The organism is Leucobacter sp. UCMA 4100, assembly GCF_027853335.1.
Classification (GTDB): domain Bacteria; phylum Actinomycetota; class Actinomycetes; order Actinomycetales; family Microbacteriaceae; genus Leucobacter_A.
On sequence record NZ_JAFEUS010000002.1, the window covers coordinates 1,783,155 to 1,798,260 of the forward strand.

Consider the following 15,106-nt stretch of genomic DNA (forward strand, 5'->3'; position numbering starts at 1 on the left):
GGCCATAATGGTGAGCAACATCTCGAGGAGGCACACACGTGAGTGAAGACCAGTCCAGCACCTCACACGGTGGAACGAAGGCGATTATTGCCGCGATGAGCGCCAACCTTGGCATCGCGATCACAAAGTTTATTGCCGCATTTTTCTCGGGTTCGTCGGCCATGCTCGCAGAGGGTGTGCACTCTCTCGCTGATACCGGCAACCAGTTGCTCCTGCTCATCGGGGGCAAGCGCTCGAAGCGCCGCGCCGATGCGAAGCACCCCTTTGGGTACGGGCGGGAGCGCTACCTGTACGCGTTCGTCGTCGCCGTCGTGCTCTTCACGGTCGGTGGCATGTTCTCGGTCTACGAGGGCATTGAAAAGTTCAAGCACCCCGAGGCGCTCACGATGTGGTGGCTGCCGCTTCTCGTGCTGGTCATCGCGATCGTGCTCGAGTCAATGTCGCTCCGCGTCGCCGTGCGCGAGAGCAAGCCGCTCAAGGGCGAGCGCAGCTGGTGGCAGTTCATTCGTCACGAGAAGTCGCCCGAGCTGCCCGTGATCTTGCTTGAAGACTTCGCCGCGCTCGTGGGCCTCGTGCTTGCCTTCTTCGGCGTTGGTCTCACCGCCCTCACCGGAAACTGCATCTACGACGCCCTCGCCACCATCGCCATTGGCGTGCTGCTCATCGCGGTCGCGGTGGTGCTCGTGATCGAGGTTTCGAGCCTGCTCGTGGGAGAGGGAGCAAACCCCGAAGACCTGGCCAAGATCGAGGCGGCGATCGTGAGCGTCAAGGGCGTCGAGCGCATCATTCACATGAAGACGCTCTACCTCGGCCCCGAAGAGCTCATGATCGGCGTCAAGATTAGTGTCGGCCCAGAGCGCAAGGTGCGCGAGCTCTCGTTCCTTATTAACCAGGCCGAGCGCCACGTGCGCGCCCAGGTGCCCCACGCCAAGGTCATCTACATTGAGCCCGACGTGTGGCGCGACCCCTCGGCGACGCCGCTGACCGAAGACATCGTGACGCTGAGCTACGACTAAGTGCCGCGGCCTTCGGGCCTAGTCTGCGAGCATGCGCAGGATGGCCTGCTCGTCTGAGCCGAAGCTTGGTGCGAAGCGATCGGCGATGGCCTGCTGTGCGATGAAGCCAGCCCGTGCAGAGTCTCTCGCCGCGATAGCTTCGAAGAGCCCCCGGTCAATGCGCGCGTTTTCGAGCTTCTCTCGGTTGTCGTGGTGGGTTCCTTCGGCGTGCTGTTGCATGATCTGTCGCAGCACGCCCGAGACGGCCTGGCCGCTCATCTCAACGATGGCGTTGCCCGATGCCGCCCAGACCGCCTCGTGAAATTCGAGGTCAGCGTCGGCGAAATCTTCCGCGTTGTCACGGGCGCACTGTTCCATGCGTTCGATGCCGCGACGCATGCGCTCGAGTTCTTCGTTGGTGTGGCGCAGGGCGGCGAGGCGGCTCGCTGACCCCTCGAGTACGATGCGGTATTCGACGAGCTCTGAGACGTTCAAGGCGTCAGTGCCGACCATTGCGCGAAACGATCGCGTGAGTGTCTCGGGTGAGGGGGCGAGCACGAGCGGGCCGCCGCGGGTGCCCGGCCTTGAAGCGATGAGCCCGATGCTCTGCAGCACGCGAAGTGCCTCGCGGATCGTTGGGCGGCTCACGTCAAACTGCACCATGAGCTCTCGTTCGCTCGCGAGTTGTGAGCCGACCGGTATCTCGCCGCTGACAATGGCCTGCTCGATCTGGTCGACGATTCGTTGGTAGGTGTGCACCGGAACCGCGGGTTCGAAACTGTGTGTCATCGCCGTTGTTGCTCCTCGTTGATCGCCGTGCAGTCGGGTCTTTCGGTGACTCACTGCAGTGTGGCCACTTCATGGCACCTTAAGAATAAACCACACGAGTCGCAGTCGGGTCTTGGGGCATGTTCAGCCAGGGGAATGGCAGAGCCGTGCGGCGGCACGGTGTTGTGGCGCGAAGACTCGCAACGCTGGGGCTGTGCATGAGTGGCCTTACCATGTATCCTGGTGCAACATCCGGTTATGCGCGAGCGTACGCTTAAGGCTCACCGCCTTACGGATTAAAACCTCAGGGAGCAATGATGCAAACTCAGAAACCATTTGTCTATGCCGCGGCGTTGGTGACCGCGGGTGCGTTACTACTGACGGGCTGCTCGGCCGGGGCAGGGGGAAGCGGTGGGTCAGGCGGTGAGGGCGGTGCCGCACCAACGACGGTGACGGTCGCGCTCACGGGCACTCCCACCAACCTCGACTTCACGACGACCGCCGGCGCCGCGATTCCTCAGGCGCTCATGGCCAACGTCTACGAAGGCCTCGTCGAACTGAACCAGGAAGGCGAGATCGTTCCGCTGCTCGCCTCAGGGTGGGAGGTGAGTGATGACCGGGCCACCTACACCTTCACGCTGAATGATGGCGTGACCTTCTCGAACGGCGCGCCCTTCACCGCCGAAGACGTCAAGTTCAGCTTTGAGCGGGTGCAGAGTGACTGGGTCACGACGCTCAAGGGCAAGATGGATGTCGTTGAGAGCGTCGAGGTGCTCTCTGACACCGAGGTTGCCGTGCACCTGAGCCGACCCTCGAACCAGTGGCTTTTTGATCTCGCGACCCCGGTCGGCGCGATCTTTACGCCCGACGGCGTTGATGATCTCGCGAACGCTCCCGTGGGCACGGGGCCGTACGAGGTCGCCTCGTGGGCTCCGAACGAAAAGATCGTGCTCGACACCCGCGACGACTACTGGGGCGACGCCCCGAAGGTTGAGCAGGTGACGCTTCGGTACTTTGCCGATGCCACGGCAACGACCAACGCGCTGCAAACGGGCGACGTCGATGCCGTCGCGAACCTCCAGGCACCCGAACTCCTCGACGCCTTTGAGAACAACGACGCGTTCACCGTCACCGAGGGCACCTCGAGCGGCGAGGTGTCGCTCTCACTGAACAACCGCGTCGAGCCGTTCGACGACGTGCGTGTGCGCCAGGCCGTGCTCTACGCGATTGACGAGCAGGCCATTATTGACACCGCCTGGAGCGGGTACGGAACGACCGTGGCAACCTACGCGGTACCCACCGACCCCTACTACGAAGACCTCAACGACGTGTACCCGCACGATCCCGAGAAGGCCCGCGAGCTTCTCGCCGAGGCTGGGCAAGAAAACGTCGAGGTGACCTTCGACGTGCCCACGAGGCCCTACGCTCAGGCGGTCTCTGAAATTGTGGTTTCGCAGTTGAAAGACGTGGGCATCAACGCGACGATCCGCTCATCAGAGTTTCCTGCAGTGTGGCTCGACCAGGTGTTCACGAACCACGACTTCCAGATGACGACGATTCTCGCCGTCGAAGCGCGTGACATGCTGACCGTCTTCAACAACCCTGACTATTACATCGGGTACGACAACTCGAAGATCGAGGCGCTCGCCGCAGAGGCCGATGGCGCCGACGAAGATGGGTACGTCGAGGGCATGCGCGAGGTCGCTCGTCAGATCGTTGACGACGCCGCGAGCGGGGTGCTCTTCCTCTTTCCCAACATCGTCGTGACGAAGAGCGACCTGCAGGGAATGCCTGAAAACGCCATTATCGAGGCGCTCGACCTCACCAATCTCAGCTGGAAGTAACGCTTCAGCGGGGCATCACCCCAGGTGGTGCCCCGCGGGCGTTCAGCTTGCCCTGACCGACATCGGCTGTGAGGAAGACGTATGGCCATTCGAATTCTCATCAATCTTGCACGGTTTTTGGTGACCTTTGGCGTCGCCACGATCATCGTGTTCTTTTTTATGCGGCTTATTCCGGGCGATCCGGCTCAGGTCGCGCTCGGGATTAACGCGACCCCCGAGCTGCTCGAACAGACGAGACGTGAGTTCGGCACCGACCGACCGCTGATCGTGCAGTACTTTGACTGGGTGGGTGGCCTTTTCGTCGGCGACTTCGGCACCTCATACCTGACGCGCCAGGACATCAGCCCGATGGTGATTGACCGCCTGCAGGTGAGTCTCATCCTGGTGCTGAGCGCGATGGTGCTGGCGCTGCTCATCGCGATTCCGCTCGGCACCTGGTCGGCGGTGAAGCACCGAAACCTCTCGGGCGTCATGATTAGCGTCGGCTCACAGCTCGGCGTCGCGATTCCTGGTTTTCTTGCCGCAATCTTGCTCGTCATGTTCTTCGCGGTAGGCCTCGGCTGGTTTCCGGCCAACGGCTGGACCCCACCGGGACAAGACTTCGGTGATTTCTTGCGGCGTCTCGTACTGCCGGTCGTCTCGCTCGCCGCGGTGCAGGGCGCGATTCTCACGCGGTATGTGAGGTCGGCCGTGCTTGAGGTGCAGAGCGAAGACTATTTGCGCACCGCGAGGGCGAAGGGCCTCGGCAAGGCGGGCGCGCTCATGAAGCACGGGCTGCGCAACGCCGCAATCCCGGTGATCACGGTGACGGGCGTGCAGCTCGCGGCGCTCATCATCGGTGCCGTGGTGATCGAGCGGGTGTTTGTGATTCCAGGCCTCGGCTCGATGCTGCTCGACGCGGTGGGCAACCGTGACCTGCTCACGGTGCAGTCGGTCGTGATGGTGCTCGTCGCCTTCACTCTCATTCTCAACCTGGTGGTCGACATCGTGTACACGGTCGTCGACCCGCGCATGCGAAGGAGCTCGGCACGATGAGCAACCCCTCGACCTCACCATTTCCCGCTCAGGCTCCCCGCACCCGCGCGCTGCAGGTCCCGGGTGGCCCCTCGCGCAAGCGAACCGCGACTGAGCGGCGCGCGCTCTCGCCAACGCTCATCATCGGCCTCGTGCTCGTGGGGCTCGTGGTGCTTGCGGCCCTCGTCTCGTTTGTCTGGACCCCGTACGACCCGGTGCAGGCAGACCCCGAAGCGAGGCTCGCCGGCCCGAGTGCTGCGCACCTGCTCGGCACCGACCGGTACGGCCGCGACCTTTTCTCGGCCATGCTCTACGGCTCGCGCATCACACTGTTTGTCGGGCTCGTCTCGGTTGGCATCGCGCTCGTGATCGGCACCCCGATCGGCATTCTCGCCGGTATTCGAGGCGGGTGGATCGAAGAGATCATCATGCGCGGCTCAGATATCATGCTCGCTTTTCCCGCTCTGCTGCTCGCCATCATGCTGAGCGCGGTGTTTGGGGCCTCGACGTTGACCGCGATGGTCGCGATTGGCATCGCGAGTGTGCCCGGCTTTGCGAGGGTGGCCCGCTCGGGCACCCTGCAGGTGATGAGTACCGAGTACGTGCTCGCGGCGAAGGCTGCGAGCCAGTCGCGGTTGCGCATCGCGGTGCGCCACGTGTTGCCAAACATCATCGGCATCATCTTTGTGCAGTGCTCGGTGTCGTTTGCCCTCGCGGTGCTCGCCGAGGCGGCACTGAGTTTCTTGGGCCTCGGCACCCCGCCGCCGACACCGTCGTGGGGTCGCATGCTGCAAGAGTCGCAGCAGTTTCTTGGCACTCACCCCTTGCTGGCGGTGTGGCCCGGTGTCGCTATCGCCGTCGCGGTCATGGGCTTCAACCTCCTGGGTGATGGCCTGCGCGACCGCTTTGATCCGAAACTTTCAGGAGGCAGAGGCTAATGGCATCGTCACCACTTCTCGATGTGCGAGGGCTCAACGTTCGCACGGCAGAGCGCACGCTCGTGCACAACTTTTCTCTGCAGATGGCTCACGGCGAGCGTATTGGGCTCATCGGCGAGTCTGGCTCGGGCAAGTCGCTCACCACGACCGCCCTGCTCGGGCTTTTGCCCGAGGGCGTGAGCGCCGAGGGTTCGGTGCGGCTCGACGGTCACGGGGGCAACCTGCTTGAAGCTCCCGAGGCAGAGCTCATGAAGCTGCGCGGGCAAGACATGGCGATGGTGTTTCAGGAGCCGCTCACCGCGCTCAACCCGCTCATGCGTGCGGGCGCGCAGGTGGCCGAGGCGGTGCGGCTGCACCAGCCGGGTGTTTCGCGCGCTGACGCACACCGCAAGGCCGTCGAGATGCTCGACGCGGTGCACCTGCCCGATCCTGAGCAGGCGGCCAAAGCCTACCCGCACCAGCTTTCCGGGGGTCAGCGCCAGCGCGTCATGCTCGCCATGGCGCTCGTGAACGACCCGAGCCTGTTGCTGTGTGATGAGCCCACCACGGCGCTCGACGTGACGGTGCAGCGCCAAGTGCTCGACCTGATTCTTGAGCTCGTGCGTGAGCGCGGCACCGGGCTGCTCTTTATTACGCACGACCTCGCCGTGGTCGCCAACATGTGCACCCGGGTGCTCGTCATGAACGAGGGCGTGATCGTTGAAGAGGGCAGCACGGCTCAGGTCTTCATGAACCCGCAGCACGAGTACACGCGTGGCCTGCTCGCGGCCTCTGACCTCGACGCGGTCGATCAAGATGGGCGCCTGTTTACCGTGGCGACGGCTCGTGACTACGTTCCTCCCGCCCCCGGGGCTCCTGACGAGCCGCTTGGCACCGAGCCTGAGCTTGGTGCGGCACCCGGCGTGGCAGACAGCCAAGCGCCAGCGGTCAGCCCCGCTGAGCCCAGCCATGAAGAACCCATTATGAAGGTCACCGACCTCGTGCGCACCTACACGCGCTCGAAGACGAGCCTCTTTGCGCCGGCAGCCGAGGTGAAAGCGCTCAAGAGCATTTCGTTTGAGCTGAAGCCCGGCGGGCGACTCGGTGTCGTCGGCGAGTCAGGCTCTGGCAAGTCAACCCTGTTGCGTATCCTCGCGGGTCTTGATCAGCCAACGTCGGGAAGCGCGATCGTCGCGGGCAACGAGGTCGCGGGGGCCCGTGAGTCGCAACTGCGTGAGCTGCGTCAAAACCTGCAAATTGTGTTCCAAGACCCCATGGGCTCGCTTGACCCGCGCATGAGGGTTGGGCAGATCATCGCTGAGCCCCTGCTCGTTCGCGGGCGCAACGAGACTCCCGAAGAGCGTGAGCGCATGGTCGCCGAGATGCTCGAGGCCGTGGGGTTGCCGGCTGACGCCGCAAAGCGTTACCCGCACCAGTTCTCTGGCGGCCAGCGGCAACGCATTTCGATCGCGCGGGCGCTCATTTGCCGCCCTCAAGTCGTTGTTGCAGACGAGCCGGTGAGCGCGCTTGACGTTTCGGTGCGTGCCCAGGTGCTGAACCTGCTGACCGACCTCGTTGACGAGTACGGGCTCACGCTCGTGTTTGTGTCGCACGACCTGAACGTCGTGCGCCACATTTGTGACCAGGTGATCGTCATGCAGTCGGGCGAGATCGTCGAGGCCGGCGAGACCGAGCGGGTATACCGCGATGCCCAGCACCCCTACACGCAACGGCTCATTGCCTCGTCGCTTTCGCTGCGGCAAGAGCTCGCACACGTTTCATAACGAGACCACACCCGCGTCGATACGAAAGGCCATTCCTCAATGACACACGCACAGAGTTCATCCTGGTCGCTTGATGCTGCGACACTCGTCGAGAAGTATCGGAGCGGCGAATTGACGCCGAGCGAGGTCGCCGAGAGCGTCATTGCGAGGGTGGCCGAGCGCGAGCCAGAACTCAATGCCTTCTACCTCTTCGACGAAGAACAAGTTCGTGCCGATGCGGCCGCATCAACGAAGCGGTGGCAGGCGGGTTCGCCGCTCAGCGATTTCGATGGTGTTCCCGCCACCGTGAAAGAAAACATTGCCCGCGAGGGGAAGCCGAAGCCGTCGGGCACCGCGATCCCAAACCCTCCCGTCGCCGAACGCAACGCCCCGACCACCGACCGGCTGCTCGAGGCGGGAGTCGTGATCCTCGGATCGACGACCATGCCCGACTGGGGCATGCTGTCGTCGGGAGTGTCAAGCCTGCACGGCATCACCCGCAACGGATTGAATCCGGCCCATACCTCGGGCGGGTCAAGCGCGGGGGCAGGCACCGCGGCCGCGGCAGGCTACGGCCCGCTGCACGTGGGAACCGATATCGGGGGCTCGATCCGCCTTCCTGGTTCCTGGCAGGGCCTCACCGCCCTCAAACCGAGCGAGGGACTCATTCCGCTCGACGTGCCGTACACCGGCCGCGCCGCGGGCCCGCTCACGCGCACCGCTGGCGACGCGATACGGCTGATGTCGCTCATCGCGAAGCCAGACGCCCGCGATTACCTGACACGGCCGTACGAACCCATGCAGTGGATCGCGCAGCCCCTCTCGCCGAGGGGCATGCGAGTCGCGATTCAGCGGGATGCGGGCTCGGGTCTCGCCGTTGAGCCAGAGACCGCCGCCGCGCTCGAACGTGCGGCAGAACGTTTTGAAGCGGCGGGTGCTGAGGTGGTCGACCTTGACCCCTTCATGGCGCCCGAGGTGCTCGATGGGCTTGTCGACTTCTGGCGGAGCCGCTCGTACGCCGACTACGAGGCGCTTGACGAAGCGGGTCAGGCGGCGGTGCTGCCATTCATTGCCGAGTGGTGCATCGCGGGCGCCGGGCGAAGCGCGGCCGAAACCGTGCGTGGCCGAAACATGGCCGACGAGATGGCCCGGGTCACGCGCCAGGCGACAGCCCCCTTCGACCTCGTGATCTCGCCGGTAACGCCGGTTGCTGCGTTTGCTGCCGAAGAACCGATGCCCGTGCTTGATCCACTCGCGACGATGGGTCACATTTCGTTCACGGTGCCCTACAACATGTCGGGTCAGCCTGCTGTTTCAGTGGGCATGGGTGTGCAGGCCGACGGCCGCACGATCGGGCTGCAGATCGCCTCGCGCATCGGCACCGATGATCGGCTCATGCGGGTTGCGCTCTGGTTTGAACAGGTTCGCGGCACCGCCGCCGAGGTTGACTGGGCGGCGGTGCGTTAAACGCTGCGCTAGGCGGTTGGCGGGGTGTAGCGCCCGTCAATCGCTGTCCAGCCGCCATCGACCATGAGCGTCGAACCGGTCACAAACGTTGAGGCGTCTGACGCGAGAAAGACCACGGCACCGGCGAGCTCGTCGGGGCGCGACCACCGACCGAGCGCCGCTTTGTTCGCGTAGGCGTTGTACCACTCTGGGGTCGCCTTGATCTGGTCAGTGAGCGGGGTCTCGACGACGCCGGGCGAGATCACGTTGACGCGCACGTTGCGGTCGCCGTACTCGGCAGCCGCGGTTTTCGTGAGCTGCACGAGACCGGCCTTCGTCGCCGCATAGACACCCTGGCCTGGTTCGACGACCTGCGCCCGAATCGAGGCGAAGCTGATGATCGAACCGCCCCCGTTCTCGGCAAATTTCTGCCCGAAGAGGCGAATGAGCTGAAACGAGGAGCGCAGGTTCAAGTTGACGACCCGGTCGAACTCGTCGAGCGTGTAGTCGGCCATGCGCTTGCGAACGTTTGTTGCGGCCGTGAATACGAGCGCCGCGCTTTGGCCGAAGCGTTCAGCCGCCGCCTCGACGGCCTCGTCATCGAGTACGTCGAGTTCGAAGGCCTCGGCTGAGCCGCCCTGATCGGTGATGATGGCGGCGGTTTCTTGCGCGGTAGCGAGCAAGCGGTCGGCCGCGATGACGTGCGCGCCTTGCGCGGCGAGTGCCTGCGCCGATTCGCGCCCGATGCCGCTGCCGGCGCCAATCACCAGGATCTGGCGGTGATCGAGTCGAAACAGTTGTGAGTAGTCGATGGGCTGAGTCATGGGTTCCTTCGTGCGTCAGTCTTGCGTGGTGCGGTGTTGGCGTGGCCTAACGCCTGGCGGTTGGGCGAATCATGGCCATGCGGGTCACGGTGTACTCTTCGACGGCGTACCTGGGCCCCTCGCGGCCGATGCCCGAGTCTTTGACTCCGCCGTAGGGCATGATGTCGGAGCGGAAACCGGGCATCTCGTTGACCACGACGCCACCGACGTCGAGTTGCTCGATGGCGGTGAAGGCGCTCTCGAGCGACGCGGTAAAGATCGCTGCCTGCAGCCCGTACCGCGAATCGTTGACCACCTCGATGGCCTCTGCGATCGAATCGACGACCGTGATCGCAACGACCGGGCCAAAGATCTCTTCGGCCCACAGCTCTGCGTTACGTGCGACTCCTGAAACGACCGTCGGGCCAATGAGCGCGGGGTTGTCGCTCGCGGTGCCATCGACGACGAGGGTTGCGCCAGCGGCGACCGCAGCGGCGACCGCGGCCCTGATGCGATTGCCCGATGCGGCGTTGATGACGGGGGCGACCCGTGTTCGCTCATCACGCGGATCGCCGACGACGATCTCGCGCACGTGTTCTGCGACGAGGCGCGTGAACTCGGCGGCGACTTCGCGCTCAACGACGATGCGCTGTACCGCAATGCAGGCCTGGCCGTTGGCGTAGAAGCCGCCGACCGCGACCGTTCGTGCCGCGGCCTCGAGGTCGGCGTCTTGTGCGACGATGAAGCCCGTGTTTGAGCCGAGCTCAAGCAGCGTCTTGCGCGGTGCAGCTTGCTTGGCGATGAGGTGGCCGATGGCGGCTGAGCCGGTAAACGAGACAACCTGAGCGCGGGGGTCGGTGACGAGCCGTTCGCCCACCTGGGCATCGCCGCTAATGAGTTGCACGAGCGAGCCCGAAACGCCGTGGTCGCTGAGCACCTCTCGGGCCATCGCCATGAGCTCGAGCGTGGCGAGCGGGGTGTGCGGCGCCGGCTTCACGATCACGGGGCAGCCGGCGGCGATGGCCGGTGCGAGCTTGTGGGTGGCGAGCAGGAGGGGGTAGTTGAAGCCTGCGATGCCGACCACAATGCCTGCTGGTTTTCGGGTGTAGTAGCCGATCATGCCGCGGCCGAGCTCTTGCACGTCGAGGGGCACCGTTTCGCCGTGAATGCGTGAGGCCTCTTCGGCCGTTGCCTGCAGCGTGACGATGGTGCGGTTCACCTCGGTGCGGCAGTCGACGAGGGGCTTGCCTGTTTCGAGTACGAGCAAGTGCTCGAGGCGCTCGGTGGCCTCGCGCACACGTTCGGTGAGCGCGAGCAGAATGCTCTTGCGCTGCTCGGTCGTGAGGGCTGCCGCTTCCGGCAGCGAACGCTCAGCGGCATCGAGCGCGGCCTCGGCGTCGGCGATGCTCGCAAGCGGGCCAGTGCCAATAACGCTCTCGTCATACGGAAAGACGATGTCGAGGCTGCCGGTGACCTCGCGCCAACCGTCTGCGATGGGAAGTGCGCCGGTTGGGGCGAGCAGGTTCAGGGGGTGTTCGGTCATGAGTGCTTCCTTGCTGTCGGGCACCCGCCGCGAGGGCGAACGCCGTAACCGAGGGCCAGGCAACAAAGCTCTCGCTTTGAGTGGCCTTACCATTTATATTAGATGATATGTCTGGCTTCGCAACGTTGTGTGCGAATTTCACCGTCGAAAGGACTCTCACATGACTCGCAATTATTCGGTGGCGGTTTTGCCCGGCGACGGCATCGGCCCCGAGGTCGTGGGCGCAGCGCTCACGGTGCTCGACGCGGCCGAGGCCCGGTACGGCTTCACCACGGCGCGGGCCGAGTACCGCGCGGGAGCCGCTCACTATCGCGAAACCGGAGAGCTCTTTGACGTGCTTGAAGAGGAGCTGCGTGGCGCGCAGGCCATTCTCTTTGGCGCCATGGGTGACCCTTCGGTGGCACCTGGAATTCTCGAGCGTGGCTTCATTCTCGAGATGCGGCAGCGCTTCGCCCAGGCCGCGAACGTGCGGCCCGTGCGCCTCTACCCGGGTGTTGCAAGCCCGATCACGGGCTTGGCGCCCGAGCGGTGCGACATGGTCATCGTGCGCGAGAACACCGAGGGAGCCTACGTGGGGCAGGGGTCGACCGTGCACGCGGGCACGCCGCACACCGTCGCGATGCAGGAGTCGCTGAACACGCGCGCCGGCATCGAACGGGTTGTTGACTTCTCGTTCCGGCTCGCGGTGAGCAGGCGTAAGCGGCTCACGCTGTGCCACAAAACGAACATCCTCGTCGAGGCGGGCAAGCTCTGGCAGGAGGTCGTAAGCGAATACGCCGCGCGGTACCCAGAGGTCGAGACCGACTATGTGCACGTCGACGCGATGTGCTTTCACCTGCCGCTGAGCCCCGAACGCTTTGACGTTGTCGTCACCGACAACCTCTTTGGCGACATCATTACCGACCTCGGCGCCGTCGTGCAGGGCGGTCTCGGCGTCGCAACGAGCGCAAACATCAACCTCGATGAGAGCGCCCCGAGCATGTTCGAAGCGATCCACGGCTCGGCTCCAGATATTGCGGGCAAGGGGTGGGCAAACCCCTCTGGTGCGATCCTCTCGCTTGCGCTCATGCTGGGCCACCTCGGCGAGGGTGAGGCCGCTATGGCGGTCGAGGCCGCTGCCGTTCAGGTGCTCGGCGAGCTCCCAGCGCTCTCTGGGGCCGAGATGGGGGCTACCACGGGCGAGGTTGGCGAGCGCATCGCTGAGCTCGTGCGAAGCGGCAACGCCGAAGCCGGGCTCGTGCCAGACTCGCTCCTCGGAACGCTCGCGGCACTTGAGCCTTCACGGGCTGAGACCTCGGGTGCGCGGCCCGCGCGTTAGTCGAGCGAAGAGAAGTGCTCGACCGCCTGCGACGAACCCGCGACGATGATGAGGTCGCTCGGGTCGATCACGGTGTCGGGGGTCGCGTAGTCGAACGGTGAACCGACCTTCTTGACGCCCGTGATCGTGACCTTGTGGCGCGTGCGCACCTGCGACTGGCTGAGCGGCAGGCTCTGAATGACGCGCGGCGGGCGCAGCTTCGCGATGACAAAGTTCTCGTCGAACTCGATGAAGTCGAGCATCGCACCGCTGATGAGGTGGGCGACGCGCTCGCCGGCCTCGCGCTCCGGGTAGATCACGTGGTGCACGCCGATGCGCTCGAGAATCTTGCCGTGCGAGTGCGACATCGCCTTCGCCCAGATCTGAGGAATGCCAAGGTCGACGAGGTTCGCTGCGATGAGCACGCTCGACTCGATCGAGTCGCCCACCGCGAGCACGGCGGCACCGAACTGGTCGGCGCCGAGCTGCTTGAGGGCCTCCATCGAGGTTGCGTTGGCCTCGACGACGTGGGTGATGCGGTCGGCCCACTTCTGGACGAGCTGCGGGTGCTGCTCGATCGCGAGCACCTCGTGGTCGAGGCGGTCGAGCTCGCCGGCGGTGGCAGCACCAAAGCGGCCGAGCCCGATGACGAGAACCGGGTAGTCAGTGCGTGTGTTAACCAACGATGGGCCTTTCTTCGGGAAAACGGTAGAAGGTCTTGCGGCTCGTCGAGGCGACGGCAGCCGCAAGGGTGACGGTGCCAACGCGGCCCGCCCACATGGTGATTGCGAGCACAACCTTGCCGGCTGGCGGCAGTGTCTCAGAGAGCCCGACCGAGAGCCCGCAGGTGCCGAAGGCGCTAATGACCTCGAGCAGCACGTGTTCAAGCGGGGCGTTCGTGATGTGCAGAATAATGACCGAGGCGGTGAGCACGAGGGTCGTGCCCCAGATCACGATCGAGACGGCGAGGCGAAGCACCTGCACCGGGATGCGGCGGCCGAAGGCCTGCATGTCTTCGTTACCGCGGGCCTCAGCGTAGGCCGCGAGAAACAACACGGCGAGGGTGGTGACCTTGATGCCGCCAGCGGTCGACGCCGATCCGCCGCCAACAAACATGAGCATGTCGATGATGAGCAATGTCGACCCGTTCATATTGGCGGTGTCGAGAATGCCGAGCCCGCCAGAGCGCGTCATGATCGAGGTGTAGCCGCTCGACATGATTGCGTCTCCCGCTGAGAGAGAGGCGAGGGTTGCGTCGTTGTTCCACTCAAGACCGCCAATGAGCACCCAGCCGAAAATGACGAGCGCGAGCGAGGTGATGAGGGTGAGCTTCGCGTGCAGGCCGAGCCTGCGGTGCGCCTTCCACCCGCCCTTCACGACGTAGCGGTACAGGGCAAAGATGACGGGAAAGCCGATGCTGCCAAGAAACACGCCCACGCTTAAGACCGCGAGCATGTACGGGTCGGTCGCAAAGGTGTCGAGCCCGTCAGAGAAGGGCACGAAGCCGGTGTTTGTGAACGACGAAGCCGCGAGGTAGTAGCCGTTCCAGAGGGCGTGCGAAAAGCTCATGCCCTCGGCGAGCAGGCGTGCAGAGATGAGCACCGTGAGCGTCGCCTCGATCACGATGAGGCTGAGCGCGACTGACTTGAGCAGGCTGCCCACGTCGCCAAAGCCGATCGCCTGCTTGTCGCCGGAGATGTTGCGCGGGTTCGGGCCGTAGAGGTTCGTGTCGCTCGCCGCGAGAATACGCTGCCTGAGGCCGAGCTTGCGGGTCACCACGAGGGCGAGAATGCTCGCGAGCGTGAGGGCGCCGATACCGCCGATTTGAAAGGCCAAGACGACAATGACCTCGCCGAGGGGCGACCAGTGCGAGCCCATGTCGACGGTCGAGAGGCCGGTCACCGAAACGGCCGAGACCGCAGTGAAGAGTGCGTCAACGAGCGGGGTCGCCTTGCCCGATGTCGATGCGTTCGGCTGCATGAGCAAGATCGTGAACGTGGCCGTGAGTACGAGAAAAACCCCGATAACCACACGCGAGGGCGAAGCCTCGAGCAGGCGGTGCATCCAGGCTTTTGCTGGGCGGTGTGTGGGCGGGGTGTACGCAGTGCCCTTGTAGCGCACGGCGATGCTCCTTCCGGTTCCAGCGACAGCTCGTTGCGTCTTTGTTTGCCACTCTATACCTCAAAAGAGATACGCTTGTGTTATGCCAGACATTTTTGGAGTGATTGCAGACGCGACGAGGCGCGACATACTGCAGGTGCTGCTTGAGCACCACGACAGTGAGAACGGCGTGAGTGTCTCTGAGATTGTTGCGCAGCTTGAAACGAGCCAGCCCACCGTCTCAAAGCACCTCAAGGTTCTGCGTGAGGCAGAGCTCGTGACCGTGCGCGAAGAGGGCCAACACCGTTTCTACTCGCTCAACGCTGAACCGCTCGAGCTTGTTGAAGACTTCGTGATTCCCTTCCTCTCGGCCGGGTTCGAGACCGAGGTTTCGGTCGAGTACCTCGACGCTGACGGTGAACTGCTGCCCGACCCGACCGAAGAAGTCTTGCCCGGCGGCCTGCACGAGGCAGCCGAAGCGGTAGGGCGCGCGGCCGCTGTGGCGCAGAGCCAGGTGAAGCAGCTTGTTGCTCGTTTTAAGTTTCCCTCAAGTTAATTTCACACTCTCAGCCACAACGGGGTAAGATTTTAGACTTGTGGGCACCGATCAACGGTG

13 protein-coding genes are annotated in these 15,106 nt (G+C 64.2%); 8 read left to right on the plus strand and 5 right to left on the minus strand.

The genetic code is table 11. The features are described from left to right. The first annotated feature begins 95 nt into the window (after positions 1-95). Positions 96-1,016 carry a cation diffusion facilitator family transporter gene (locus JSO19_RS08395; RefSeq protein ID WP_442915712.1) on the plus strand — a complete coding sequence of 307 codons (921 nt, stop codon included), beginning with the start codon at positions 96-98 and terminating at the stop codon, positions 1,014-1,016. 18 nt (positions 1,017-1,034) lie between these two features. Here JSO19_RS08395 and JSO19_RS08400 read toward each other — a convergent pair whose 3' ends face one another. After that, entirely contained in the window at positions 1,035-1,784 is a 750-nt protein-coding gene (locus JSO19_RS08400) for a FadR/GntR family transcriptional regulator (RefSeq protein WP_270910993.1), read from the minus strand. Between the two features lie 296 nt (positions 1,785-2,080). Here JSO19_RS08400 and JSO19_RS08405 point away from each other — a divergent pair, with 296 nt between their 5' ends. The 5 genes from JSO19_RS08405 to JSO19_RS08425 all read left to right on the plus strand — a co-directional run bounded on the left by JSO19_RS08405 (position 2,081) and on the right by JSO19_RS08425 (position 8,768). Further along, positions 2,081-3,607 carry an ABC transporter substrate-binding protein gene (locus JSO19_RS08405; RefSeq protein WP_442915713.1) on the plus strand — a complete coding sequence of 509 codons (1,527 nt, stop codon included), beginning with the start codon at positions 2,081-2,083 and terminating at the stop codon, positions 3,605-3,607. Between the two features lie 81 nt (positions 3,608-3,688). After that, positions 3,689-4,642, plus strand: a complete 954-nt coding sequence (locus JSO19_RS08410; RefSeq protein WP_270910997.1) for an ABC transporter permease — start codon at positions 3,689-3,691, stop codon at positions 4,640-4,642. Then, on the plus strand, positions 4,639-5,559 hold the full coding sequence (locus JSO19_RS08415; protein ID WP_270910998.1) for an ABC transporter permease: 921 nt from the start codon (positions 4,639-4,641) through the stop codon (positions 5,557-5,559). The genes JSO19_RS08410 and JSO19_RS08415 overlap by 4 nt, the downstream gene beginning before the upstream one ends. Next, positions 5,559-7,322, plus strand: a complete 1,764-nt coding sequence (locus tag JSO19_RS08420) for a dipeptide ABC transporter ATP-binding protein (protein WP_270910999.1) — start codon at positions 5,559-5,561, stop codon at positions 7,320-7,322. The genes JSO19_RS08415 and JSO19_RS08420 overlap by 1 nt, the downstream gene beginning before the upstream one ends. A 39-nt stretch (positions 7,323-7,361) precedes the next feature. Beyond that, entirely contained in the window at positions 7,362-8,768 is a 1,407-nt protein-coding gene (locus tag JSO19_RS08425) for an amidase (protein ID WP_270911001.1), read from the plus strand. Between the two features lie 8 nt (positions 8,769-8,776). Here JSO19_RS08425 and JSO19_RS08430 read toward each other — a convergent pair whose 3' ends face one another. Both JSO19_RS08430 and JSO19_RS08435 read right to left on the minus strand, forming a co-directional pair. Continuing rightward, positions 8,777-9,571, minus strand: a complete 795-nt coding sequence (locus JSO19_RS08430; protein ID WP_270911003.1) for an SDR family NAD(P)-dependent oxidoreductase — start codon at positions 9,569-9,571, stop codon at positions 8,777-8,779. A 46-nt stretch (positions 9,572-9,617) separates the two neighbouring features. Continuing rightward, positions 9,618-11,093 carry an aldehyde dehydrogenase family protein gene (locus tag JSO19_RS08435; RefSeq protein WP_270911005.1) on the minus strand — a complete coding sequence of 492 codons (1,476 nt, stop codon included), beginning with the start codon at positions 11,091-11,093 and terminating at the stop codon, positions 9,618-9,620. 160 nt (positions 11,094-11,253) lie between these two features. Here JSO19_RS08435 and JSO19_RS08440 point away from each other — a divergent pair, with 160 nt between their 5' ends. Then, positions 11,254-12,411 (plus strand): 3-isopropylmalate dehydrogenase, encoded by a 1,158-nt coding sequence (locus tag JSO19_RS08440; protein ID WP_270911007.1) that lies wholly within the window; start codon positions 11,254-11,256, stop codon positions 12,409-12,411. Here the strand turns inward: JSO19_RS08440 and JSO19_RS08445 are convergent. Next, positions 12,408-13,073: a potassium channel family protein gene (locus JSO19_RS08445; RefSeq protein ID WP_270911008.1), complete on the minus strand. Its 666-nt coding sequence runs from the start codon at positions 13,071-13,073 to the stop codon at positions 12,408-12,410. The genes JSO19_RS08440 and JSO19_RS08445 overlap by 4 nt on opposite strands. Further along, complete coding sequence (locus JSO19_RS08450) at positions 13,066-14,454, minus strand: TrkH family potassium uptake protein (RefSeq protein WP_442915714.1); 1,389 nt, start codon at positions 14,452-14,454, stop codon at positions 13,066-13,068. Before JSO19_RS08450 ends, JSO19_RS08445 begins: the two co-directional genes overlap by 8 nt. 139 nt (positions 14,455-14,593) lie before the next feature. Here JSO19_RS08450 and JSO19_RS08455 point away from each other — a divergent pair, with 139 nt between their 5' ends. Next, positions 14,594-15,046 (plus strand): ArsR/SmtB family transcription factor, encoded by a 453-nt coding sequence (locus JSO19_RS08455; RefSeq protein WP_270911011.1) that lies wholly within the window; start codon positions 14,594-14,596, stop codon positions 15,044-15,046. Positions 15,047-15,106: the final 60 nt, after the last annotated feature.

Coding starts and splice junctions, on each gene's coding strand:
- JSO19_RS08395 (WP_442915712.1), top strand. CDS start 96: ATGAGCGCCAACCTTGGCATCGCGATCACAAAGTTTATTGCCGCATTT.
- JSO19_RS08400 (WP_270910993.1), bottom strand. CDS start 1,784: ATGACACACAGTTTCGAACCCGCGGTTCCGGTGCACACCTACCAACGA.
- JSO19_RS08405 (WP_442915713.1), top strand. CDS start 2,081: ATGCAAACTCAGAAACCATTTGTCTATGCCGCGGCGTTGGTGACCGCG.
- JSO19_RS08410 (WP_270910997.1), top strand. CDS start 3,689: ATGGCCATTCGAATTCTCATCAATCTTGCACGGTTTTTGGTGACCTTT.
- JSO19_RS08415 (WP_270910998.1), top strand. CDS start 4,639: ATGAGCAACCCCTCGACCTCACCATTTCCCGCTCAGGCTCCCCGCACC.
- JSO19_RS08420 (WP_270910999.1), top strand. CDS start 5,559: ATGGCATCGTCACCACTTCTCGATGTGCGAGGGCTCAACGTTCGCACG.
- JSO19_RS08425 (WP_270911001.1), top strand. CDS start 7,362: ATGACACACGCACAGAGTTCATCCTGGTCGCTTGATGCTGCGACACTC.
- JSO19_RS08430 (WP_270911003.1), bottom strand. CDS start 9,571: ATGACTCAGCCCATCGACTACTCACAACTGTTTCGACTCGATCACCGC.
- JSO19_RS08435 (WP_270911005.1), bottom strand. CDS start 11,093: ATGACCGAACACCCCCTGAACCTGCTCGCCCCAACCGGCGCACTTCCC.
- JSO19_RS08440 (WP_270911007.1), top strand. CDS start 11,254: ATGACTCGCAATTATTCGGTGGCGGTTTTGCCCGGCGACGGCATCGGC.
- JSO19_RS08450 (WP_442915714.1), bottom strand. CDS start 14,454: ATGCACCGCCTGCTCGAGGCTTCGCCCTCGCGTGTGGTTATCGGGGTT.
- JSO19_RS08455 (WP_270911011.1), top strand. CDS start 14,594: ATGCCAGACATTTTTGGAGTGATTGCAGACGCGACGAGGCGCGACATA.